Source organism: Bradyrhizobium sp. USDA 3364 (assembly GCF_054056355.1).
This window is the reverse complement of sequence record NZ_JBSRYG010000002.1, coordinates 3,745,079-3,766,246: the sequence shown is the minus strand read 5'-3', so window position 1 is coordinate 3,766,246 and position 21,168 is coordinate 3,745,079. Positions and strand designations below refer to the sequence as shown.

Genomic DNA, 21,168 nt, shown 5'->3' with positions numbered 1-21,168 from the left:
CTTGGCGTTTGCCGGATAATCAGGCATCTTCCGGCATCACTATTCGCATCTATCGGATAATAATGGACCGTTTCGACGCGATGCGCGTGTTCACCCGGGTGGTCGAGCGGCGCAGCTTTTCGCTGGCCGCCGACGATCTCGGCCTCCCGCGCTCGACGGTGACTGACGCAGTGAAAGGGTTGGAGACGCGGCTCGGCGTGCGGCTGCTCGAGCGCACCACGCGCACGGTGCGCCCGACGCTCGACGGCGAGGCGCACTACCGCCGCTGCCTGTCGCTGATCTCGGACCTCGAAGACGCCGAGGGCGCGTTCGGCGGCGCGCGGCCGAAGGGGCTGTTGCGGCTCGAAGTGCAGGGCACGCTGGCGCGGCATTTCCTGCTGCCGAACCTGCCGGGTTTTTTCGCCGAGTACCCGGACATCGAGATCAACATGAGCGAGAGCGATCGCTTCATCGATCTGATCCGCGAAGGCGTCGACTGCGTGCTGCGCTTCGGCCGGCTGCCCGACAGCGACATGATCGCGCGGCAGGTGACGATGCTGGAGCGGTTGACATGCGCCACGCCGGACTATTTCGCGCGCTTCGGCACGCCAACCGATCCGTTCGCGCTCGACGGCCATCGCATGATCGGCATTCGCTCGCTGACGACGGGCCGCCTGCGGCCGATGGAGTTTGTGATCGACGGTGCCGTGAAGCAATTTCCGCTGCCCGCACCGATGTCGGTGACGGGACCCGAAAGTTATCTGGCGAGCGCCAAGCTCGGCCTCGGCCTCGTGCAGGTGCCGCGTTTCCATGCTGAAACGGATCTGGCAAACGGAACACTCGTTGCAGTGCTGCAGCAATGCCCGCCGCCTTCGGTGCCGGTCAACCTGCTCTATCCGCGCAATCGCCAGCTTTCACCGCGCGTGCGCGTATTCATCGATTATGTGATGCGCGTGTTCGCGCGCAGTTGATCGGCCGCCGGAACCACAGCGAACCCCACGACGTTATCCTGGTAATACCGGAGGGATATGCGATGCGGACGTTTTTCGGCATGATTCTGGGCGCGCTGCTGCTGATATGCGGCGTCTATGTCTACGATTCGATGCGAACATCGAGCGCGGCCAATGGCGAGGTGGCGCAGGATACGCGCACCATCGTCAATTGGGACGTCGCGGCGCATGACTGGAACCTGCTGAAGACGCGCACCCGCGAGCAGTGGGACAAGATCGCGTCGAAGTAACGGCTGACATCACAGTCCGATAGCGGACGCCCCCAAGGCCGCGCTGAACCCGGCTCCCAGCGCGGCCCATTCCCTCGCCGTGATCGCCATGGTCACGAGCGCGACCACGGTCCCGACGAGGCCTGCCGGCCCGCCTGACAGGCAGCCGCCAACAATGAATGCGATGAACAGATTGCCGGGCGCAAGCCGCAGAAACCGGGCGGCGATACCGTCATCGCGCATCGATGCGGCAAGGACGTATCCGCCGGCGCGCATCGCGTAGCACGTGACGCCGAGGATGCAGATGACGCCGAGCACTCGCAGGTCATCCATCGGTCCGCTCCATCATGCTCACGAGCGTGCCGCATCCGCCTCCAATCAGCATCGACCATCCGGGATCCACGAAGCGGGCAACGAGCAGCGCTGCGACGGCCGAGGTCAGCCACGGCCAGGGCGATCTCACGTTCCTCCACTGGCTGGGCAGCAGGGTCGCGATGAACATCGTCGGCAGCAACGCGGCGGCGAGCCTGAGCGGTTCGCTTGCCGCGAGCGGGGCGGCATAGGCGAGCGCGGTGCCGCCAACCCAGCCGACCGCCATCGGGAGGCTCGATCCGAGCAGATAGCCTGCATCAGGTCCGTTGCGGTCCGCGTCTGAGTTCGTCATCAGCCACGACGCATCCGCCAGCAGAAACAAGGTCGGCAGCATCTTCCGGGGCGGCAGTCCGCCAAACAACTGGCGCAGATGGGCGCCCATCAGTAAGTATCGCGAATTCGTGGCAATGCAGGCGACAACCATGGCAACGATCGGCAGCGGATGAGCCCACATGCTCAGCGTGATCGCTTGTGCCGTGGCGGAGTAGACCAGCAGGCTGAACAGAATTGCGTGTGGCGCCCCGAGCCCAAGCCCCTTGTAGGTCAGTCCCATCACCAGGCCGGCGGCGCCGTTGCTGAGCAGAAAGGGCAGCGCCGCGACCAGGCCGCGCCGGAATCCGGCGGCGGTCATCGTTGGGGTACGTGGGAGGAGTCGCGCACTTGTAATGGTCATGACCATTAGATTAGACTTTGTGAGAGGCCGTGATGTCAAGAGATCCCACGCGGGCAGCGACGCAGTTCTTCGGTGGACGGGTCTGCCTTGACTTCGCGAACACGCTGGACTGGCGCACTTCGGACGATCCGCAGGAGCTGATCCCTGATTACGCGGCGCTGTTGTCGTGGTGCGAACGCCGCGGGACCTTGCCGCTTGCCGCGATCCGAAAACTGAAGGCGCGCGCGGCAAGCAGCGAGGCTGCGGCCGCGATGCAGAAGGCCCATGACCTGCGCCGCGACATCTGGACCATCTCGGATGCGCTGCGCGGCGGTCGCAGCGCGGACCTTCGTCTGGTCAATCAGATGCTGTCAGCGGCGCCGCGGCAGCCCGACCTCGTGCGGCAGGATCGCGGCTATCGCCATGCGCTGGCGGGCAACGACGTGACGGAGCCGCTATGGCCGGTGCTGTGGTCGCTGACGGCGCTGCTGGCGTCCGACGACGCCAGGCGCATCGGATGCTGCGAGGCCGATGGCTGCGGCTGGTTCTTCGTCGACGAGAGCCCGAACCGGACCCGCAGATGGTGCTCGAGCGAAGTATGCGGCAATCGCGAGCGCGCCCGGCGCGCCTATGCCAAGCGCAAGGGCCCGTCCAAAGCGCGATGACGATTCAACCTGATCTCATCGCGCTGTAGCGCACCTTAGTTCTGCTCGGTCTTGCGGCCCATATTGGCCTTGCGGGCGTCGGCGATCGCCTGCTCGAACTGGTCCATGCTGAGCACGCCCGGCACGCGATACTTGCCGACGATGAATGACGGCGTGCCGTTGAAGCCGAACGCCAGCGCCTGCTCGTTGTTGCGCGAAAGGATCGCGTCGATCGCCTTGGCGTTGGTGTCGAGATCCTTCTTCAGCCTGTCCATGTCGAGGCCGGCGCCCGAGAGCAGCTCGGCGATGCGCGGCTCGCTGATGCGCGAATTGACCGAGATCATCGCCTCATGCGCGGCTTCGAACTTGTTTTGGTACTTCGCCGCCAGCGCCATCCGCGCCGCGACCTTGGAGACCGGCCCGAGGATCGGCCAGTCCTTCAGCACGAGGCGCACCTTGCCGTCGTCCTGCACTACCTGGCGGAGTTCCGGCGCGAGCTTGCGGCAATAGGGGCAATTGTAGTCGAACCATTCGACGATCGTGATGTCGCCCTTGGCATTGCCGATCACCGGAATATCCGGATCGCGCAGCACCTGGCCCTCGGTCAGAACGTTGTCGTCCTCGGCGCGCGCGCCTCCCGCGGCCAGGAGCGCGATGCCGGCGCCGAACAAGCCGAGCGCATCACGGCGGGTGGCGCGTGCGTTGATCAGGGGCGATTTCGTCAGGTGGTTCATGGCTGGCTTTCGCAAGGGCTGCTCGCCCTTCTACGTTCAGGACACATTGATGTTACGCAGCAGCATATAGATCGCCACGACAATAATCACGGTCGCGAACACGATATTGAGCGCGCCGCGCCGTTCCGACAGGTGCCGGGCGCTGCGTGTGCCCAAAAGGCCACCCGCGATGCCGCCCGCGACGAATAGCCCCGCCAGTCCCCACGACACCAGCCCTGACCACGCATAGCTCAGGGCCGTCGTCATGCCGAAGACGGTGACGGCCACCAGCGAGGAACTGACCGCGTTCATGATCGGCATCCCGGTCGCCAGCATCAGGGCCGGCACGATCAGGAAGCCGCCGCCGATGCCGAAAAAGCCCGACATGGTTCCCGTCGCGAGCCCGAGGCCGATGATCGCCGGCGTGTTGTCCCTGGAGATCTTGACGTCGGTCAGGCCGGCGCGGGCGCGGGTCTTCAGCATCAGACTCGCGATGACAAGCATGACCAGCGAGAATAGGGCGAGCAGCTTCTGCCCCTCCAGCATCTTGCCGAGGATCGAGCCGCCGAATGCACCCAGCATGCCCGACAGCGCGAACACCAGCGCGCAGGACCAGACCACGGTGCCGCCGCGGGCGTGGTTGGAGAGGTTGATCGCGGCGTTGGCAGCGACCGCGATCGCCGAGGTGCCGATCGCGACATGCGGCTCGGGCACGCCGACCACATAGACCATCAGCGGCACAGCCAGGATCGACCCGCCGCCGCCGACCAGGCCCAGCGAAAAGCCGACCAGCATGCCGGATGCCAGTCCAAGCACGCTCTGAGTTGCGGAGAAGACCAAGGGGAACAGACTCGCGTTTGCGGCCGCACCCTAGAAGGATTTGCTATTCCGTGCCATACCAATAGCACAAAACTGCCCTGCAACCGGCGTCAGCGCAGCAAATATGTCACGGCCAGCGGCACCAGCAGCGAGGTGACGAGCGCGTTCAGGCTCATCGCGATGCCGGCAAAGACGCCTGCGACCTCGTCGACCTGGAAGGCACGCGCCGTGCCGATGCCATGCGCGGCGATGCCGGCGGCAAAGCCGCGGCCGCGGAAGTCGGTGATGCCGGTGAAGTTCATCAGCGGTGTGACGATGATCGCACCCATGATGCCGGTGAGGATCACGGACACCGCCGTCAGCGAGGGATCCGCGTGCAGAGACTCGCTGATGCCCATGGCGACGCCGGCGGTGACCGATTTCGGCGCCAGCGACAGGATGACGTTGCGCGGCAGGCCGAAAGCCTGCGCCAGCAGCACCACCGAGACGATCGCCGTCAGCGAGCCGACCGCGAGCGCAACCAGCATCGGCAGCACCGCGGCCGCAACCCGCCGGCGGTTCTCGTAGAGCGGCACCGCAAGCGCCACCGTCGCCGGCCCGAGCAGGAAGTGCACGAACTGCGCGCCGACAAAATACGTGGTGTAGGAGGTGTCGGTCAGCAGCAGGAACAGGCCGATGATCCAGAGCGAATGCAGCACGGGATTGGCCAGCGGATGCCGCCGGGTCTGCAGCGACACCGCATCGGTCACCGCATAGGTCAGGAGCGTCACCGTCAGCCAGAGCAGCGGCGATTGCGAGAGATAGACCCAGAGCGAGAACGGATGGTCGCTCACGTCGTCTCATCCTCGCGCGACAACAGGCTGCTCGCTGCCACGAAGGTCGCGACCGTCGCCAGTAGCGTGACGATGACCGAGACCGCGAGGATCACCAGGATCGCGATGCCGTGCTCGGCGAGCAGGTCGAGCTTCTGCACCACGCCGACGCCGGCCGGAACGAACAGCAGCGAGAGATTGGCGAGCATGCCGCGGCTGGCGCTCTCGACGCCGTCATTGCCGAGCGGCCCGCGCGCGAGCGCAGGATATCGGTCGCGCGCCAACAGCAGCAACAGCAGGAGCACGAGGCCGACCACCGGACCCGGCACCGGCACGGCGAGCGCGCGCACGGCAACCTCGCCAACGAGCTGACAGAGCAGGATCAGGCTGAGGCTGGCGATCATGACAGGGCGCTCACGCGATACATGCGCCTATCAGGTTGCTGCGATGGTGGATTGTCAATGCGCCGGTCTGCACATAGTCGCGTCATTGCGAACCAACGGGTCGGCGCAAAGCGCCGCCCGATGACAGGCTCAGCGAAGCAATCCATAGTTCCGCAAGGGGAGACATGGATTGCTTCGTCGCCATCGCTCCTCGCAATGACGGCGTTGCATTCTGGGGGTGAGCTACCCCTCCCGCCGCTGCAGCGCCATCAGCGTGCCGCTCATGGTCGCGACCAGGGTTTCGACGCCGTCCTGCACGGCATAGGCGTGACCGTCGCAGACGGTCAGCGTGCGGCCGGGCTTGACCACGACGCCGCGGAACACGAACCGCTCGCCGCGCGCCGGCGCCAGCAAGTTGGTCTTGAACTCCACGGTGAGAATGTCGGAACCTGCGGGCATCAGCGTGAAGGCGGCGATCCCGCAGGCATTGTCGAGCCCCGCGGTGATGACGCCGGCATGCACGAATCCGTTCTGCTGGCAGAACTCCGGTGCGTAGGGCATCGCGAGATCGACCTCGCCCGGCTCCATCCGCGCGATCGAGATGCGAAGCGTCTGCATCGCGCGCTGGCGCGCGAACGTCTCGGCCGCGACTGCGCGGTAATCGGGGTTCTTCGGTTCGAAACGGGGCATGGCGGTCACGCGCTCACGGGTTCTGACGGGACCAGATGCGGCATCGCCGCGTAGCGGATCGCCGGCGCAAACGGCGCCGCCTTGCGCGCGGCACGATCGATATGCACGGCCGCGATCTCGCAGGTCGCGGCGATCTCGCCGGTCTCGGCGTTGCGCATCTCGTGCAGGATGCGAATCGACTTGTCGCGGAACTCGACCAGCCGGCTCTTGACCTCGACGAGGTCGCCGGCGAGCAGCTCGCGCTTGTAGGAGATGTTCTGCTGCACGGCGGCCATGCCGCGGCCGGACTCGCGCAGATAGCTCGGCGTCAGGCCGAGCCGCGCGAACATGTTCCAGCTCGCCTCGTCGAACTTGCCGACATACCACATGACGTTCATGTGGCCGATGTGGTCGCAGTGCCAGGGATAGACCGTACCGCGATAGGTCGCCTCGCCCTCCATTCTGCTCCTCCTTGATTTTGATACGGTAGCGTATCACTGGCGAAGCGGGCTAGCAATACGGTACCGTATCAGAGCATGGTCCGGAAAAGTGCGAAGCCGTTTTCCGATAAGACCACGCTCAAACAAGAGATTATGCGCGGTGACGGTGTCATCGCGCAGTGCGGTACGCGGAGATCACATGACTGAAAGCAAGGGCGATGTCTGGGTTGCGGCCGGCTTCGCGGAACTCGCGCATAGCGGCATCGACGGCGTGCGGGTCGAGGTGCTGGCGAAGAATCTCGGCGTCACCAAGGGCGGGTTCTACCGCCGCTTCAGGGATCGCGCCGCGCTGCTCGAGGCCATGCTGAAGCGCTGGCGCGACGGCCGCATCGCGTCGATCGAGAAGCAGACCGCGCTCGACGGCGCCAGCGCGCGCGAGCGGCTGAAGGCGATCATCACGCTTTATTCGGAGCGCATGAACGCCGAGGCGATGGCGGTCGAGCTCGCGATCCGGCAATGGGCGCGCACCGACGAGGCTGCTGCGGCGGCTGCCGCCAGCGTCGATGCTGCCCGGCTGAAGCAGGTCGGCCAGCTCTATCGCGCCACCGGGCTGCCGGCCGAGGAGGCCGATGCGCAGGCCTTCCTGTTCTACTGCTTCATCTTCGGCCAGAGCCTCTTGTTTCTCGAACGCGGCCCGCGCAAGCGCGCGCAACTGCTGGCGCAATCGGCGGACAAGCTGCTGGCTGACGGCCAATAGAAAAGCGGCCGGCTTGCGCCGGCCGCTCCCGAAAACGCGTAGCAAAGAACTCAGGCGCCCTTCAGGCGCTTGTTGCATTCGCTGTAATAGCCGCCGCCCTTCTGGATCCACTTCAGGCCGCCATTGCCGCCGGTGGTCTTGTTGGCATTGTACTGGTCGACGCAGGTGTGCATGCGCTGCTTGCCTTCGGACTCCTTGGCGTATTTGGGATCGACCGCGTTCGGGAAGACGGCGTTGCCAGTGGCGGCCGGCGCGGCGGGCGCCGCAGCGGGCGCTTGCTTGGCTTCCTTCGGCGCGGCCGGCGCGGGCGCAGCAGCAGCGGGCGGCGGAGCGGCAGGCGCCGCAGCCGGCGTCGCGTCGGCACCGCATTGCGCCTTGCGGAAATCATTCCACTTCTGGCCGTTGAGGGTGCCGGCCGACTTGGCCGCCTGGTACTTGGCGCTGCATTCCTGCGCGGTCAGGGCCTGCGCCGGCGCGCTCGCCGCAAAGGCTGCAAAGCCCGACACCGCAATCACACACAACAATCTGGTCTGAATGGTCATCCCTGGTCTCCCTTGGGGGGCATTAACTTAAGATCATTATCCTAGCGCAACCCCGACTTGCAACAACGTGCGGACGCGCCTGCATGTGAAAATATTGTGGCGGCAGGACCTCCGCATGTTCATCCGCGGTTCAGCATCGCCGCGCAACGTTTCGGCCTCCTTCCCTCACGAGGTGCCCCATGAAGACAATTTCCTCGCTCGCGACCGCAACCGCCGTTGCCTCCCTGCTGCTGATGGGCGGAGCTTTCGCGCAAACCGCCGCGCCCGCCGCCAAGGACGCCGCTCCCGCGGCCACGACCCAGACCAAGGCGCCGAAGGAAGCCAAGCCGCGCAGCGCCGCCTCGCTGGATTGCTCGAAGCAGGCCGACGAGAAGGGCCTGAAGGGCAAGGAGCGCAAGAAATTCCGCAAGGCGTGCATCAAGGAAGCCGGCGACAAGTCGGCAGTGCCGGCCGCCGCCCCGGCGACCAAGTAATAAATCTCAGAAAGTAAGCGCGCTGCTCTCGCCATTTGCGGCTCGAGCAGCGCGTGCGCTACGCACGTTCCCGCGTTCTTGTTGCCGTCATAAATCTGCCGGCGGCGCATTGCTGCACCGCGCGGTTGCAATTGTCCCGCGGGTACGAATTTGCCATAAGGCGGCGTGACTCAGATCCGCGCTTCGATGGCACTGGCCATTCCCGACCGCAGCAAGGTCCTGAACGGGCTCGAGACGCTCGTCATCGGCGCCGGCGGCGGCCTGCTGTTTTTCTGGGCAGGATTGCCGGGCGGGCTGATCTCGGGGGCGATGACCGCGGTCGGGATCGCAGCACTTGCCGGACGGCCGCTCGCGGTGCCGCCGGTGCTGACGCAATCGGTGCTGCTGTTGCTCGGCATCTCCCTGGGCTCGCTGATGTCGCAGCAATTGCTGCAGCACATGAGCTCCTATCCGCTCACCATCGGCCTGCTGGCGCTGGCGACGTTCTGCTCGACCTTCGGCTCCAGCCTTTATCTGCAGCGCGTGCATGGCTGGGACCAGACCTCGGCCTTCCTCGCCGGCAGCCCCGGCGCGCTTTCGCAGATCACGATCCTCGCCGCGGAGAAGGGCGCCGACGTCGCGGCGATCGCCGTGGTGCAGACCATGCGCGTCATCATCCTGACCGCGGCGCTGCCGCTGGTGCTGGCGCTGACCGGGGTGACGCGTGCCGCACCGCCGCCCTTGCCGACGACGGTCGCCTCGCCGTTCGGCCTGATCGCCCTGGTCGCCGCATCGATAGGCGTCTCGCTGCTGCTGCGCTGGATCAAATTCCCCGCAAGCTGGATGTTCGGCGCGATGCTCGCCTCCAGCCTGCTGCACGGCTCCGGCCTGATCGATGGCGGCCTGCCGCCCTGGCTCCGCAATATCGCGCTGGTCGGCATCGGCGCCATTATCGGCACCCGCTTCGCGCGGATGAAGACGTCGACCCTGCTCAGCCACGTCAATGCCGGGCTCGGCTCGTTTGCAATCGCGATCGCAATCTCCGCCGTGTTCGTCGCGGTGATCGCCTTCACCACCCAAGTGCGGCTCGCCGACGTCGTGGTCGCCTTCGCGCCCGGCGCGATGGACGCAATGCTGGCACTGGCGCTGACGCTGCACATCGACCCGATCTTCGTCGGCGCGCATCACCTGTCACGGTTTTTGTTCGTCACCATCTCGACGCCGGGCATCATCCATCTGTTCGGACGGCCGCAGGACGATGTCGACGATTAGGTGCTCTCGGTCCCGTCATCCCAGCGCAACGGCTTCGCCGTTGTCGCTGGAGGTGCTCGCGAAGCGAGCCTCGAAGGATGAACGGCCCTGTCGGTGGCGGTGCATGCTTCGAGACGGCCGCTATGCGGCCTCCTCAGCATGACGGATCACGGGAAGCCGTGCCTTTTGACCTCAGGCCTTCGCTGCCCGCACCACACCCCAGCCGGCGATCGCGGCCATCAGCAGCGAGATCAGCACGTTGTAGCCGGCAAGCGAAATGCCGAGGAAGCGCCACTGCACCTCGTCGCAGCGGACCACCTTGACCTTGTCGAGCTGGTCCAGCAGCGAGCCGGCCTTGCCGAAATCCACCAGCGGGCCGGTGCAATCGGTCGGCCCGGGCCAAAAGCCCCATTCGACGCCGGCGTGATAGGCGCCGAGGCCGGCATTGGCGAGCGCGGCGAGACCGAGGATCAAGAGTCCCGCGAGCAGCACCGGGCGCGCCGCGCCGCGGGCGGCCGCAAGCGCCACGACGACGCCGAGCGGGACCGCGAGATAATACGCATAGCGCTGCTCGAGGCAGAGCGGACAGGGCATGACCTCCAGCACGAGCTGGAAGAACCAGGCGCCGGCCAAGGTCACTGCTGCGATCACGGCGATCGCCAGGGCCGAGGTCAGCGCCGGATTGCCAATGGCGGAAGCATGCGACGGATGGGCGGTGGCGGTCGTCACGGCGGTCCTCCTGCGAGCATCATCACGAAAGGTCATGCCCCCGCTCCATGCTCGATCCGGGTGGTATCGCGCGAAAATACCGCTGTCGAGGCACGGGACAATCACATCCGCGCGGGTCGACCGTGACGGACCGCCCGCCGCGGTCAAATCGCGTTCAGCCGATGATGCGCGGGCACGCGCAGACCCCACCGGGTCATCTCTGCCTGCAACTCATCGGAAAAGAAAACGATCGGGTTGAGCAGCCTGCGTTCGTGCCAGAGATGGGACGGATCGCCTTGCGTCTCCCCCGCGGCACGCGCCTTGCGAAAATTGGCTGCCGGAGCGCGGGACATCCCGTCCGCGCGGGTTGACCGTGCCGGACCGCCCGCTATAGTCCGCCGCGCTTCGCGACCCCGGCCGTATCCCGGCCGAGATCATCGCGAATGCCCCTGTGGCGGAACTGGTAGACGCGCTCGACTCAAAATCGAGTTCCGCAAGGAGTGCTGGTTCGATTCCGGCCAGGGGCACCAGCGAAAAATACAAGAAAAAACAATTACTTAATACAAAAATTCGATCCGTCTTGTTTTCAGGGAAATTTTCGCGGCGCGTGTGAAAACACGAGTAAAATTTCGCAGTGGCAAACCGGAATCCGAGTACATTTTGCGTACATCACTCCGTGTGTGCAACTGCCGCCATCCGTTTTGTTTGGTGCCGGAGAGACAAGCGTTCACGGCGAGTTCGCCATTCCGGAACAATGGATTTGAGCAGAAGGCGCGCAAGAACGATGGCGCGCGCTAACCCAAGTTGACTGCCGCCCCGCCCGACCGAAATTCGACAAAGGCGCGTCGAGCGCAGGCAGACTTCCTCCGCTCGCAATTTCCGCGAAGTCGGTGTCGGCGTCCGAGACGCGCGCTATGGCGTTCTCGCGGTGCCTGCCAGGATGCTTCAGACCCGGCAGGAGCAAGCTAATGCAGCACCATCCCAACTAAGATCCAGCCGGGGAGCGAACTGCGGTGCAACCGTCGGCACCTCGGCAAGCTAAGCAATGCTTGTCGCTCACGACGCGCTGGACAGACCACAATCGCTTGTCGACAAGCGCTGTCTCGTCCTGAAGGAATGGACAACAAGTCCCGAATACGTGTCCGCAAATCCGCACGCAAGATTCCCGCGTTGACGGGTAGCTGGCCCATGCGCCAATGGCGGAGAGAGGAACTTCCGATTCCGCCACGGAAGAAATATCAGGCGCAACACAAGTTCAATCCTCAGGAACATGGCAACGCAATTTGCGCGGAAGCTCAAGGGAGAGCCGCTAAGTCGTAGTGAAAGGAAAGGAAAGGAATGGAACAGTCCCCCCAGGTCGGCGACAGGATCACCGACAAATCAGCCTCGCCCGATGACAGCATTGTCCGCGGCTGGATCGGACCGGGTGCGTTCAAGCATTGGACCCACCTGCAGAACTGGATCGAGAAATTCTACCCCGGCATTTTCGCACCGGAATGGCTCTATGGCGGCAAGAAACGCGGCTGGTCGCTGCGCTACAAGAAGACAAAGGCGTTCTGCACCCTCCTGCCGGAATACAAGCGGTTTTCGGCCGTGGTGGTCTTGGGGAAAGCGGAACGAGAAAAATTTGAAGAGCGGCATTATGTGTGGCGCTCGCAGTTGATCAAGCTTTATGATGAAGCCAAAACATACCCAGACGGGAAATTCCTAACAGTTGCGATCTCATCCGCAGATGATCGGCATGATGTGACGGAGCTTTTGACTATGAAGCGCCCTCCACAATCGCGCCGTTGAATGTCGCGGAAATCTTAGGTTTCGCGACCGAATCGGCGACTTTCGGAAGCGAAGTGGAATGCTGCACCGCTCGTGCCGGTGCGTCGCGGCTGCATTCCCCGTTGCTATAGACACCATACATACTGGCTATTGGAAAGCTTCGCCTCCTGCTGCGATCGTACCGCTTTCGCGGATTCAAGAGTGACGTTGATTGACTCACTGCTCACTCCCAACGCGCTCAAGAGGCATCCATGGCTTTCACACTAAAGATCAACGGCTCACGCCATGAGGTCGATGTCGACGGCGATATCCCTTTGCTGTGGGTACTGCGTGACGTCCTCGGCATGACCGGGACCAAGTTCGGTTGCGGCCAGGCGCTGTGCGGTGCCTGCACCGTGCATGTCGATGGTCAGCCGGTCCGCTCCTGCCAGACGTCGATCGATAGCGTCGGCAACAGCGCGGTCATCACCATCGAGGCGATAGGGCGCACGCCGCAAGGAGCCGCGTTGCAAAAGGCCTGGCTGGATCTGGAGGTCGTGCAGTGCGGCTACTGCCAGTCCGGCCAGATCATGTCGGCGGCGGCATTGCTCAAGGATACTCCGAAGCCGAGCGATGCGGATATCGACGCGGCGATGTCGGGGAATGTCTGCCGTTGCGGCACCTATCAGCGCATCCGTGCGGCGATCAAGCAAGCAGCGGGAGTTTGAGCTCATGGATAGGCCGATTCTGAAGCACCGCGCCGAAGACGAAATGGCGATTTCACGGCGCGCGTTTGTTCGGGGCGCGGGTTTGATGCTCGGTTTTGCGCTGACCGGTGCCGGCACGGAGCCTGTGTTCGCGGCGCCTGCGTCGCAAGTGGTCGAAAGCGAGGTCACGGGTACCTTCGCGCCGAACGGATTTGTCCGAATCAATCCGACCGGCGCCGTGACCCTGATCATGCCCATGGTCGAGATGGGACAAGGGGTTTACACGTCGCTCTCGATGCTTCTCGCGGAAGAACTGGAAGTGAGGCTTGACCAGATACAGGTACAGCATGCACCGCCAAATCATGCGCTTTACGTCAATTCGATCATAGGCATTCAGAATACGGGTGGTTCCGCCTCCATCCGCGCCTTCTGGACACCGCTTCGCCAGGCGGGTGCGGTGGGCCGCAATTTGCTGATTGCGGCGGCCGCCAAGCGGTGGAATGTCGATCCGGCGACTTGCCGCGCCAGGAACGGCGTCGTGTCGGATGCCTCGGGTTCGAAGCATCTGAGCTACGGCGAGCTTGCGGAAGCTGCGGCAAAATTGCGTGTGCCGCCGGCGGCTAACGTCAAATTGAAGGATCCGAAGGATTTCACACTGATCGGCACGCGTGCCAAGCGCGTCGATTCTCCGATAAAGGTCGATGGACGCGCGCTCTACGGTATCGATACGCGACTGCCGGGCATGAAGGTCGCGGCAGTCGCTATTTCGCCTGTGCTCGGTGGCAAAGCGAAGACGGTGAACGAGAAAGCCGCGCTGGCAGTGAAGAATGTCCGGCAATTCGTCAACATCGGTGAAGCTGTCGCGGTGGTGGCGGATCACACGGGTGCGGCGAAGAAGGGGCTCGAGGCCGCCGCCATCACGTGGGACGATGGCCCGAACAGCAAGATCAGCAGCGCCGATGTCGTAAGGCAATTGGAGGAGGAATCGAAGAAGCCGGGCGCTGTTGCCCGTAACGTCGGTGATGTAGGGAAGGCGCTTGCGGACGCTGCGCAACGGGTTGACGCCGTCTATCAGGTGCCATTCCTGGCCCATGCGACGATGGAGCCGATGAACTGTACTGTTCATCTGCAGAAGGATCGCTGCGACATTTGGGTCGGTACGCAAGCGCCTACGATCACGCAGTCTCAGGTCGCCGAACTCACCGGCCTGCCAAAGGATGCGGTCAAAATTCACAATCATCTGATTGGCGGCGGCTTCGGTCGAAGGCTGGAAGCCGATGGCACGATTCTCGCCGTCAAGATCGCCAAGCACGTCGACGGCCCGGTGAAGGTGATCTGGAGCCGCGAGGAAGACATCCAGCACGATATGTATCGGCCCTACTATTTCGATCGGCTGTCGGCCGGACTTGATACGGCTGGCCAGCCGGTCGCCTGGACGCATCGGATCGCGGGCTCCTCGGTCATGGCGCGCTATTATCCCCCTTACTTCAAGGACGGATTGGACCCCGATGCCGTAGAAGCCGCGGCCGAGCCGCCCTATGCGCTGCCCAATATCCATGTCGACTTTGTCCGGGTCGAGCCCCCTGGTGTCCGGACGTCCTGGTGGCGCGGCGTCGGACCGACTCACAACGTTTTTGTGGTCGAAAGCTTCGTCGATGAGCTCGCTCATGCCGCGAAGCAAGATCCCGTCACCTATCGCAAGAGATTGCTTGGCCACAATCCGCGAGCGCTCGCTGTTCTGTCGCTTGCGGCGGAAAAATCGGGATGGGGATCACCCCTTCCGACGCGGCATGGCCGCGGAATTTCGGTACAGTTCGCATACGGAAGTTACACTTCGCAAGTCGCCGAAGTCGAGGTGGGCATCGATGGCTCTATCAAGGTCAAGCGGATCGTCTGTGCGATTGATTGCGGCATGTACGTCAACCCGGATACGATCGAAGCACAGATTCAAGGCGGCACGCTTTTCGGCCTGACCGCCGCTCTCCATGGATCAATCACTTTCAAGAATGGACGGGTCGAGCAGAGCAATTTCGACAGCTATCTGCCGATGCGTATCGACGAGGTGCCAGTGGTGGAGACGCACTTGATCAAGAACGCCGAGGCTCCGGGTGGTGTTGGTGAAGCTCCGACAGCCATCGTTAGTGCTGCAGTGACCAATGCGATCTTCGCCGCGACCGGCAAGCGTGTACGCAGCCTGCCGATCGATAAGGATTCGCTGAAGTCGTCATCCTAGTCCTTGCCCGTCATCCCGCGTGACGGCTTTCTTAGTGCGCTCATCGCATGCCGCGGTGGCGTCGAAGACTTTCTCGTCAGCCATCCCGACCTGAAGGCGGTTCAGGATTGATCTGCAAGAGTTTCACTTCCATACTCCCGTACTCTGATCATGATTGCGCCATGGGGCACGGGAGGAAAGTCGGTTAGTGGTACGAGCGAGAATAGCGACGCCCTCGCCGACCCTTGGAGAACAGGCTTAGCAGCACTAGCGGCGCCGGTAGACAGCAATAAAGGGCCACTGTCATGCACACGAAAGCGGTTCCAAGGCAGGCTCTCGCCAGACAGAACGTGTTGCTGCCCACGGGTTCCACTGTGAAATTGTCTACAACGGACCTCGACAACCTAATGCAGGCGCTCGACATCAATGTCGTCGCGCTAACTGAGATACTGGTGCCACACGGCCACCGAGTGCAATTTGGGACGATTGACGTACCCGGAATCCACTACAACTTGAGTGGCGTGGGACGCATATCGATCAACAGCGGACCGGCGATACCGTTGAGCCCTCATTTGCTCATCATCGTACCGCCAAACACTCCGTTCATGATCGAAGTTGACGGTGGGAGTGGCCCACCGAAGCTCATTTCGAAAGACTGCTGGACCCATCAAGACGGCATTCTCCGCGTCGCGGCGCCGAATGAGCAACCCGAAATCGTCCAAGTATGCGGTTTTTTTAATGCATCCTTTGGTCAGTCGGTGAGGCTGTTCGGAGAACTCCGCGAACCGGTGATCGAGCAATTCGAGCCGGCGGACAAGATCGACCTGAAGCTTCGCGAGGCTATGGACGAGTTGCTGCAGCAAGAGGTCGGCGTTGGAGCCATGACAGCGTCTCTGCTCAAGCAGATCGTCGTCTCATTGGTGCGTCGGTCCCTCAGGTCATCCCAGCGGTGGACCGAGCGATTCTCGATACTTGCCGACAGGCAGGTCACCCGTGCTTTTGCGGATATGGTCGCGCGGCCGGGAGCAGCCCATTCAGTTCAAAGCTTGGCGCACAGTGCAGGATTGAGTCGCTCGGCGTTCATGGCTCGCTTCTCGGCCATCTTTGGACAATCGCCGATGGCCATCTTGCGAGACTTGAGGATGCGCCAGGCCGCAGTCGATTTGACGACAACGACGATGCCGATCGACGTCGTTGCTCTTAATGCGGGGTACGAGAGCCGTTCAAGTTTTGTGCGGGCTTTTCGAAAGGCGTACAAGCGAGATCCGAGCGACTATCGGCAGATGGCCAAGGATGGCAAAGCCGGCGCAGGCATTTGAGAAAGAGGCGCCGATAACAAGATTGACAGGCTTAGGGGCAACTGCGCGAACGGTAGCACGAACTTTGTCTACGCTGCCCAGCCCAAGCCGCGGAGAGCATCTTTACCGGCGAGCGCGGGCGGAGGACTACGGCCGTCGCTGCCGCCAGCTTGTGCCAGAACTCCTTAAGTCCCCTTCAAATCCTCGACCAACATCGCCGTCGCGTGGCGTGCGAGCGCCTGGGTCGGGGCGTTGGTATTGCCACTGGTGATGTTCGGCATGATCGAGGCGTCGATCACCCGAAGGCCGTCGACCCCGCGGACCCTGAGCCTGGCGTCCACCACCGCTCGCTCATCCTGACCCATCCGGCACGTTCCGACCGGGTGCCACATCGTCGTCACGACGCGCTGCACCCATTCGCCGATCTCCGCGTCCGACTGGATATGCGGACCGGGATCCATCTCTTCCTCGATCACCGACGCCAACGACTCCTGGGCCATAACCTCGCGGATCGCCCGTACTGATTCCACCGCGGCCCTCAAGTCTTCCGCCTCACCGATGAAGTTTGGGTTGATCAGGGGCATCGACGTCGGGTCGCTATCGGCCAGCCGCACCCAGCCGCGGCTCTTGGGCTGAAGCACCACGAGCTCGAAGGTGACGCCCGAGCGGCTGCCCGTCGGGCCGAGTTGCTCGTTCAAGATGATAGGAGCGTGGTAGCATTGGATCGTGGGGTCGGCGGCGAAGTCTGACGGGTTCCAGTGCGTAACGGTCTCAATGCCGTTGCCCGACGCCGGGCCGTCCTTGGTGACGAGATACCGCAGGCCGGCCTTAATCGTGCCGAGTCCCTGAGCGGCAGCCTGATAACCGAGATCGCCCTTCACATAGGCACGAACCGGGACCATCGGGTGGTCATGGAGATTTTCGCCAACTCCCGGAGAATCGACGGCCACCGCGATGCCGTGCCGCCGCAGCTGCTCGGCCGGTCCAATGCCTGAGTGCATGAGAATTTTGGGGCTATGGACGGCCCCGGCCGACAGCACGACCTCGCCGGCCATGATCCTCTCGAGGCCGCTGTCTTTCAGTTCGATGCCGACAGCTCGTTTGTCCTCGACAAGAATTCGAATGACGGTCGAGTTGATGAGAAGAGTGACGCGGCCTGAGGCGAGGTGCGGACGCAAATAAGCGTCGACCGCGCTGCACCGGCGTTGATTTCCGACCGTCGACTGAACGGGCGAAACGCCGATCTGGCTTTCGCCGTTATAGTCGGGATTATAGGGAATCCCATATTCCTGGAACGCTTTGAGGCAATATTGGTTCAGGTCGTTGATGCCCTTGGGCAACTGGACCGCCAGACCACCGTTGATACCGTGATATTCGTCGTGGAAGGTGTCGTTGCGCTCTTGTGCCATGAAGACGGGAAGCAGGTCTTCATAAGACCATTTGCCGGTGTCACCGACCGCATCCTGCCACCCGGCGAAGTCGCGCACCTGGCCACGGACGTAACACATCGCGTTGATCGAGGAGCCGCCGCCGAGCACTTTGCCTGAGCGATATGCTCTCTTCTTACCGTGCTGGGGAACCGTCTCGTGCTTCCAGACATGTCTGTCGTGGACCAAGATATTGGCGAAGCCGGCGGGAATGTGAATGAACGGATCGCGGTCCATGTCGCCCGCTTCGACCAGCGCGATCGACGCATCGGTGTGTTCGGCGAGATAGCTCGCGACGACGCAGCCGGCCGCGCCCGCGCCAACAATGACGATGTCGTACCTCTCCTGGGGCATCTGCAACTTTCTCTTTCGCACCATGTTTGGCCCAATCAACGCCCCGGGTGCCGCGCTGTCGCGGCGCTTGATCCGGAGATTGATTGGACCTTGCTTTTGAAGAGTGACCTTGCAACTCCGGCGAGGGAAATCACCTCTCGCCATCGAGTCGATAGACGATCGTTATTGTCGCTTACCGCGCCGCATGACGCGGTTCGAGGAGACCGCCAAGCACCTCGATTCCGTCGAGGCGCAGCAGGTGGAACGTCGTCGCCGCCTTCAGGCTGCAGTGCGCCTGCCCAATGTCGAACGCGTAGCGACCGGCTCCTCAGGCGCGTTCAAGACTGACGTCGTGAGCAGGACGGCAGCAGCGAGGACCCAATAGTACCAGGCGTCAAGCCCGGCGAATTGGAAGGCAAACGGGGCGATGATGAACACCACGCCGACGGCGCGATCGACCCAAAGGTGCAGCCAGTAGGGAATGATGCGGACGAGCCCGGTAGGATGGTCGGTCAGAGCGGCCAGGAGCAGCGCGGCCACACCGGCAACGACTGAGAGCCACATTGCGGCCGGCTCGCTCTTGCCAAGGTCCAGCACGCTGCGATCAGGAAGATCGCGACGGGATAGTCGATCAAATAAGCATGAATGGACCTGGTGATGAAGCGAAACGACATCGCTGTCTCCTACTCGTTTGGATTTGTCTGGTTGCTTGAGCGGGTCCTTACGGCGTGGAGAGTGCATCACCAATATGATGATCAGGACGATCGCGCCGCGCTGCGCTGCAAGCGCTCAATGCAACCGTCACAGGTCGGCCCCGCTGGACGAACAGTAAGCAGGCACGCGAACTATTAGAAATGCCCGGTCGTTATCGTTTCCATTCCACCTCACCCAGCGCCGAGGAGGCCGGATTAGTGTGTCGTCGGTCACCAGTCCGAGAGCGGCCCGATCTTTCCGGAATGCGAATGAACGGTGTGGTCAATTGGTTCGAGAGGGGTGCTCGCGAGCCTTCCTTACGCTACGCTTTCTGCCGGTTTGGAGTGGCTCACTTCTATCGACCGGCCGACACGTCAGCCCTCGAACAGCGTCGCTTGCTTCATGCGCGGCGCGTTGGGGGGCTTTTGAAGTAGCAACGGCGGACGCATGCGCGCGCATGCCGTCCTCAGACACTGAACCGCGATTTCATGCCGTTCGCACAACGGCTGACCAGTCGCGAAGGCGCGTGACCTTGACGAAAGCGTCAAGCGCCGGCGAGTAGCGGCGCCCCTGCACGGCCAGTAGCCGCACCTCCCGCGAAGCCAGGTCGCCTTCGAGCGGGATAGTCTTGAGCATCGGAAGGTGCGGCATGTGCTCGGGCGCGAGTATTACGCCGAAGCCAGCGGCGGCCATGTGTTGCAGGTGCAGGTCGTTGCCGCTGCGGTGCCCGAGGTGGAGCGGTTCCTCGGGGAAATAGGCCTGCTGGATCTTCGCTACCACGTCGCAGTCGGCGCGTTCCAGCAGGATCGTCTCACGGAGGTCGTCGATGCCGATCGAGGGACGGTTTGCCAACCGATGTGTCGGCGCAAGGACCGCGACGTAGCGCTCCTCGAACAGCGACCAGTCGTCGATGCGGTCAGGCATGTCCCGCACGTCCCCGACCATTGCTGCGCTGATCTCCCCCTTGAGCAAGAGGTTGACGAGCTTCTCTGCTGCTCCTTCACGCAACTCGACGTGAAGTCCGGGGACGCCCTTTGCGGTCTCCGCGATCGGATCGAGGACGAGCGACGCCGAGATGGAAGGAGCAAGGCCGATCTTCAGCGGCGCGACCTCCTTGCGTTGGAAATCCTGGGCCTTGCGGCGCACCGTCTCAGCTGAGACGAGTGTGCGCTCCAGCATCGGCAGGACTTCCTTTCCAAGGTCGGTGAGCTGCGTCAGCCGGCGCTCGCGGTAGATCAACTGGCCGCCGAGTTCCTGCTCGAGCTTCTGCACCCCCTTGGTCAGCGCGGGCTGCGCGACATTGCACTGCTCGGCTGCGCGGGTGAAGTTGAGTGTAGACGCGACGGCGAGGAAATAGCGAACCTGATGAAGCTCCATCGTTGATCCTCCGTCAAGTCGCGGCGAGTCTTGAGATGCTGGCGATGACCCGACACCCATCGCATCTCATCTTGACGGCCTGGGCTATTGCGGTCGATTCCGCGAAGGTACTGTGAAGTTCACTTGTTGCTGATTGTGCTAAGCGTTCGCTTAGACGCAAGAACGTAAACCTCGCGCACCCGGATCCGCTAGCCGGATGGGCACCAAAAGGAGATCGCGGCGCAGCAAGATGCCGCAGAAATGCCCCCCACACACGAAAGCGCGGAGTAAGCACCTTTCGGGCTCAGGAGTTGTGCAGGTGATGCAGATCCTTATTGAGAATGTCCGCCATTCGGCTGAGTTCGGGAAGCGAACGCGCCTTCATCTTCCGCATCAAGTTCACGCGATGCACCTTCACCGTAGATTCGGAGATGCCGATATCGTTGGCAACTTGTTTGTTGAGGCGACCGGCCACGACGCCGAACATGACTTCACGCTCTCGGGAGCTGAGCGTTTCGAAACGCTGCTTGAGCGCAGCCACCGCGCTCTCACTCTCTCGACGGGCACGATCGCGAGCGAGGCCGGCTTCGACGGCATCAAGGAGATCCTGATCACGGAACGGCTTTGTAAGGAACTCTATCGCGCCACCCTTCATCGCTTGCACGGTCATCGGCACGTCGGCGTGTGCCGTGATGAAGATGATCGGCACTTGCCTGTTTGCGGCAACGAGGTCGCGCTGAAGCTCAAGACCGCTGCGCCCTGGCATTCTCACGTCGAGCACCAGGCAAGTAGGACCGTCCGGCGGATCGGACTGGAGAAAATCGGGAACCGACGAAAATTGTCGGGCAGGTAAGCCAACGGTCCGCAACAGACGCACGACCGAGTCGCGAAACTCGGGATCGTCATCGATAACCAAGACACTGGGATTTGCCTCACCCACTCTCGGCATCCTGCATCGGAAAAGCGCATTTTCCCTAT

25 protein-coding genes and 1 tRNA gene are annotated in these 21,168 nt (G+C 62.9%); 11 read left to right on the top strand and 15 right to left on the bottom strand.

Features of this window, described 5'->3' with window-relative positions; genetic code table 11:
- The first annotated feature begins 62 nt into the window (after positions 1 to 62).
- Complete coding sequence (locus ACVILL_RS17740; protein ID WP_456734289.1) at positions 63 to 950, top strand: LysR family transcriptional regulator; 888 nt, start codon at positions 63 to 65, stop codon at positions 948 to 950.
- 62 nt (positions 951 to 1,012) lie between these two features.
- A complete protein-coding gene (locus ACVILL_RS17735) occupies positions 1,013 to 1,219 on the top strand; it encodes a hypothetical protein (protein ID WP_456730230.1) in 207 nt (68 codons plus the stop codon).
- 9 nt (positions 1,220 to 1,228) lie between these two features.
- Here ACVILL_RS17735 and ACVILL_RS17730 read toward each other — a convergent pair whose 3' ends face one another.
- Positions 1,229 to 1,531 (bottom strand): AzlD domain-containing protein, encoded by a 303-nt coding sequence (locus ACVILL_RS17730; protein WP_456730229.1) that lies wholly within the window; start codon positions 1,529 to 1,531, stop codon positions 1,229 to 1,231.
- Positions 1,524 to 2,201 carry an AzlC family ABC transporter permease gene (locus ACVILL_RS17725; RefSeq protein WP_456730228.1) on the bottom strand — a complete coding sequence of 226 codons (678 nt, stop codon included), beginning with the start codon at positions 2,199 to 2,201 and terminating at the stop codon, positions 1,524 to 1,526. Before ACVILL_RS17725 ends, ACVILL_RS17730 begins: the two co-directional genes overlap by 8 nt.
- 74 nt (positions 2,202 to 2,275) lie before the next feature.
- Between ACVILL_RS17725 and ACVILL_RS17720 the strand changes: the two genes are divergently transcribed.
- Positions 2,276 to 2,887, top strand: coding sequence for a CGNR zinc finger domain-containing protein (locus ACVILL_RS17720; protein WP_456730227.1), 612 nt, complete (start codon positions 2,276 to 2,278; stop codon positions 2,885 to 2,887).
- A gap of 35 nt (positions 2,888 to 2,922) precedes the next feature.
- Here ACVILL_RS17720 and ACVILL_RS17715 read toward each other — a convergent pair whose 3' ends face one another.
- From ACVILL_RS17715 to ACVILL_RS17690, 6 genes are all read right to left on the bottom strand, one after another.
- Positions 2,923 to 3,600: a DsbA family protein gene (locus ACVILL_RS17715; RefSeq protein WP_456730226.1), complete on the bottom strand. Its 678-nt coding sequence runs from the start codon at positions 3,598 to 3,600 to the stop codon at positions 2,923 to 2,925.
- 36 nt (positions 3,601 to 3,636) lie between these two features.
- Complete coding sequence (locus ACVILL_RS17710; RefSeq protein WP_456734288.1) at positions 3,637 to 4,374, bottom strand: sulfite exporter TauE/SafE family protein; 738 nt, start codon at positions 4,372 to 4,374, stop codon at positions 3,637 to 3,639.
- 134 nt (positions 4,375 to 4,508) lie between these two features.
- Entirely contained in the window at positions 4,509 to 5,231 is a 723-nt protein-coding gene (locus tag ACVILL_RS17705) for an LrgB family protein (RefSeq protein WP_456730225.1), read from the bottom strand.
- A complete protein-coding gene (locus ACVILL_RS17700) occupies positions 5,228 to 5,614 on the bottom strand; it encodes a CidA/LrgA family protein (protein ID WP_456730224.1) in 387 nt (128 codons plus the stop codon). Before ACVILL_RS17700 ends, ACVILL_RS17705 begins: the two co-directional genes overlap by 4 nt.
- A gap of 222 nt (positions 5,615 to 5,836) precedes the next feature.
- Positions 5,837 to 6,283 (bottom strand): PaaI family thioesterase, encoded by a 447-nt coding sequence (locus ACVILL_RS17695; RefSeq protein ID WP_456730223.1) that lies wholly within the window; start codon positions 6,281 to 6,283, stop codon positions 5,837 to 5,839.
- 5 nt (positions 6,284 to 6,288) lie between these two features.
- The gene (locus ACVILL_RS17690; RefSeq protein ID WP_018269668.1) at positions 6,289 to 6,723 is read right to left on the bottom strand and encodes an acyl-CoA thioesterase; all 435 of its coding nucleotides are present in this window, start codon (positions 6,721 to 6,723) and stop codon (positions 6,289 to 6,291) included.
- 178 nt (positions 6,724 to 6,901) lie between these two features.
- On the opposite strand from ACVILL_RS17690, the gene ACVILL_RS17685 reads away from it, so the two are divergent.
- Positions 6,902 to 7,459, top strand: a complete 558-nt coding sequence (locus ACVILL_RS17685; protein ID WP_456730222.1) for a TetR/AcrR family transcriptional regulator — start codon at positions 6,902 to 6,904, stop codon at positions 7,457 to 7,459.
- A gap of 50 nt (positions 7,460 to 7,509) precedes the next feature.
- On the opposite strand, the gene ACVILL_RS17680 is transcribed toward ACVILL_RS17685, so the two are convergent.
- Positions 7,510 to 8,001 carry a hypothetical protein gene (locus ACVILL_RS17680; RefSeq protein ID WP_456730221.1) on the bottom strand — a complete coding sequence of 164 codons (492 nt, stop codon included), beginning with the start codon at positions 7,999 to 8,001 and terminating at the stop codon, positions 7,510 to 7,512.
- Between the two features lie 179 nt (positions 8,002 to 8,180).
- Here ACVILL_RS17680 and ACVILL_RS17675 point away from each other — a divergent pair, with 179 nt between their 5' ends.
- Both ACVILL_RS17675 and ACVILL_RS17670 read left to right on the top strand, forming a co-directional pair.
- On the top strand, positions 8,181 to 8,474 hold the full coding sequence (locus tag ACVILL_RS17675; RefSeq protein WP_456730220.1) for a PsiF family protein: 294 nt from the start codon (positions 8,181 to 8,183) through the stop codon (positions 8,472 to 8,474).
- Between the two features lie 165 nt (positions 8,475 to 8,639).
- Entirely contained in the window at positions 8,640 to 9,725 is a 1,086-nt protein-coding gene (locus tag ACVILL_RS17670; protein WP_456730219.1) for an AbrB family transcriptional regulator, read from the top strand.
- Between the two features lie 171 nt (positions 9,726 to 9,896).
- On the opposite strand, the gene ACVILL_RS17665 is transcribed toward ACVILL_RS17670, so the two are convergent.
- Together ACVILL_RS17665 and ACVILL_RS17660 are read right to left on the bottom strand one after the other, a co-directional pair.
- Positions 9,897 to 10,469 (bottom strand): disulfide bond formation protein B, encoded by a 573-nt coding sequence (locus ACVILL_RS17665; protein ID WP_456730218.1) that lies wholly within the window; start codon positions 10,467 to 10,469, stop codon positions 9,897 to 9,899.
- A gap of 107 nt (positions 10,470 to 10,576) precedes the next feature.
- Positions 10,577 to 10,765 carry a hypothetical protein gene (locus tag ACVILL_RS17660; RefSeq protein WP_456730217.1) on the bottom strand — a complete coding sequence of 63 codons (189 nt, stop codon included), beginning with the start codon at positions 10,763 to 10,765 and terminating at the stop codon, positions 10,577 to 10,579.
- A gap of 92 nt (positions 10,766 to 10,857) precedes the next feature.
- On the opposite strand from ACVILL_RS17660, the gene ACVILL_RS17655 reads away from it, so the two are divergent.
- The 5 genes from ACVILL_RS17655 (at position 10,858) to ACVILL_RS17635 (ending at position 16,402) form a co-directional block, all read left to right on the top strand.
- Positions 10,858 to 10,942, top strand: a tRNA-Leu gene (locus ACVILL_RS17655).
- An 808-nt stretch (positions 10,943 to 11,750) separates the two neighbouring features.
- Positions 11,751 to 12,206, top strand: coding sequence for a DUF3788 domain-containing protein (locus ACVILL_RS17650; RefSeq protein WP_456730216.1), 456 nt, complete (start codon positions 11,751 to 11,753; stop codon positions 12,204 to 12,206).
- Positions 12,207 to 12,436: 230 nt separating this feature from the next.
- Positions 12,437 to 12,892: a (2Fe-2S)-binding protein gene (locus ACVILL_RS17645; protein ID WP_456730215.1), complete on the top strand. Its 456-nt coding sequence runs from the start codon at positions 12,437 to 12,439 to the stop codon at positions 12,890 to 12,892.
- A 4-nt stretch (positions 12,893 to 12,896) separates the two neighbouring features.
- A complete protein-coding gene (locus ACVILL_RS17640; protein WP_456730214.1) occupies positions 12,897 to 15,104 on the top strand; it encodes a molybdopterin cofactor-binding domain-containing protein in 2,208 nt (735 codons plus the stop codon).
- 386 nt (positions 15,105 to 15,490) lie between these two features.
- The gene (locus tag ACVILL_RS17635; protein WP_456730213.1) at positions 15,491 to 16,402 is read left to right on the top strand and encodes a helix-turn-helix transcriptional regulator; all 912 of its coding nucleotides are present in this window, start codon (positions 15,491 to 15,493) and stop codon (positions 16,400 to 16,402) included.
- 164 nt (positions 16,403 to 16,566) lie between these two features.
- Here the strand turns inward: ACVILL_RS17635 and ACVILL_RS17630 are convergent, their stop codons facing one another.
- The 4 genes from ACVILL_RS17630 to ACVILL_RS17615 form a co-directional block, all read right to left on the bottom strand.
- Positions 16,567 to 18,162 (bottom strand): GMC family oxidoreductase, encoded by a 1,596-nt coding sequence (locus tag ACVILL_RS17630; protein ID WP_456730212.1) that lies wholly within the window; start codon positions 18,160 to 18,162, stop codon positions 16,567 to 16,569.
- Between the two features lie 258 nt (positions 18,163 to 18,420).
- A complete protein-coding gene (locus tag ACVILL_RS17625; RefSeq protein WP_456730211.1) occupies positions 18,421 to 18,705 on the bottom strand; it encodes a hypothetical protein in 285 nt (94 codons plus the stop codon).
- A 615-nt stretch (positions 18,706 to 19,320) separates the two neighbouring features.
- The gene (locus ACVILL_RS17620; RefSeq protein ID WP_456730210.1) at positions 19,321 to 20,211 is read right to left on the bottom strand and encodes a LysR family transcriptional regulator; all 891 of its coding nucleotides are present in this window, start codon (positions 20,209 to 20,211) and stop codon (positions 19,321 to 19,323) included.
- Between the two features lie 283 nt (positions 20,212 to 20,494).
- Positions 20,495 to 21,130: a response regulator transcription factor gene (locus ACVILL_RS17615; RefSeq protein WP_456730209.1), complete on the bottom strand. Its 636-nt coding sequence runs from the start codon at positions 21,128 to 21,130 to the stop codon at positions 20,495 to 20,497.
- Positions 21,131 to 21,168: the final 38 nt, after the last annotated feature.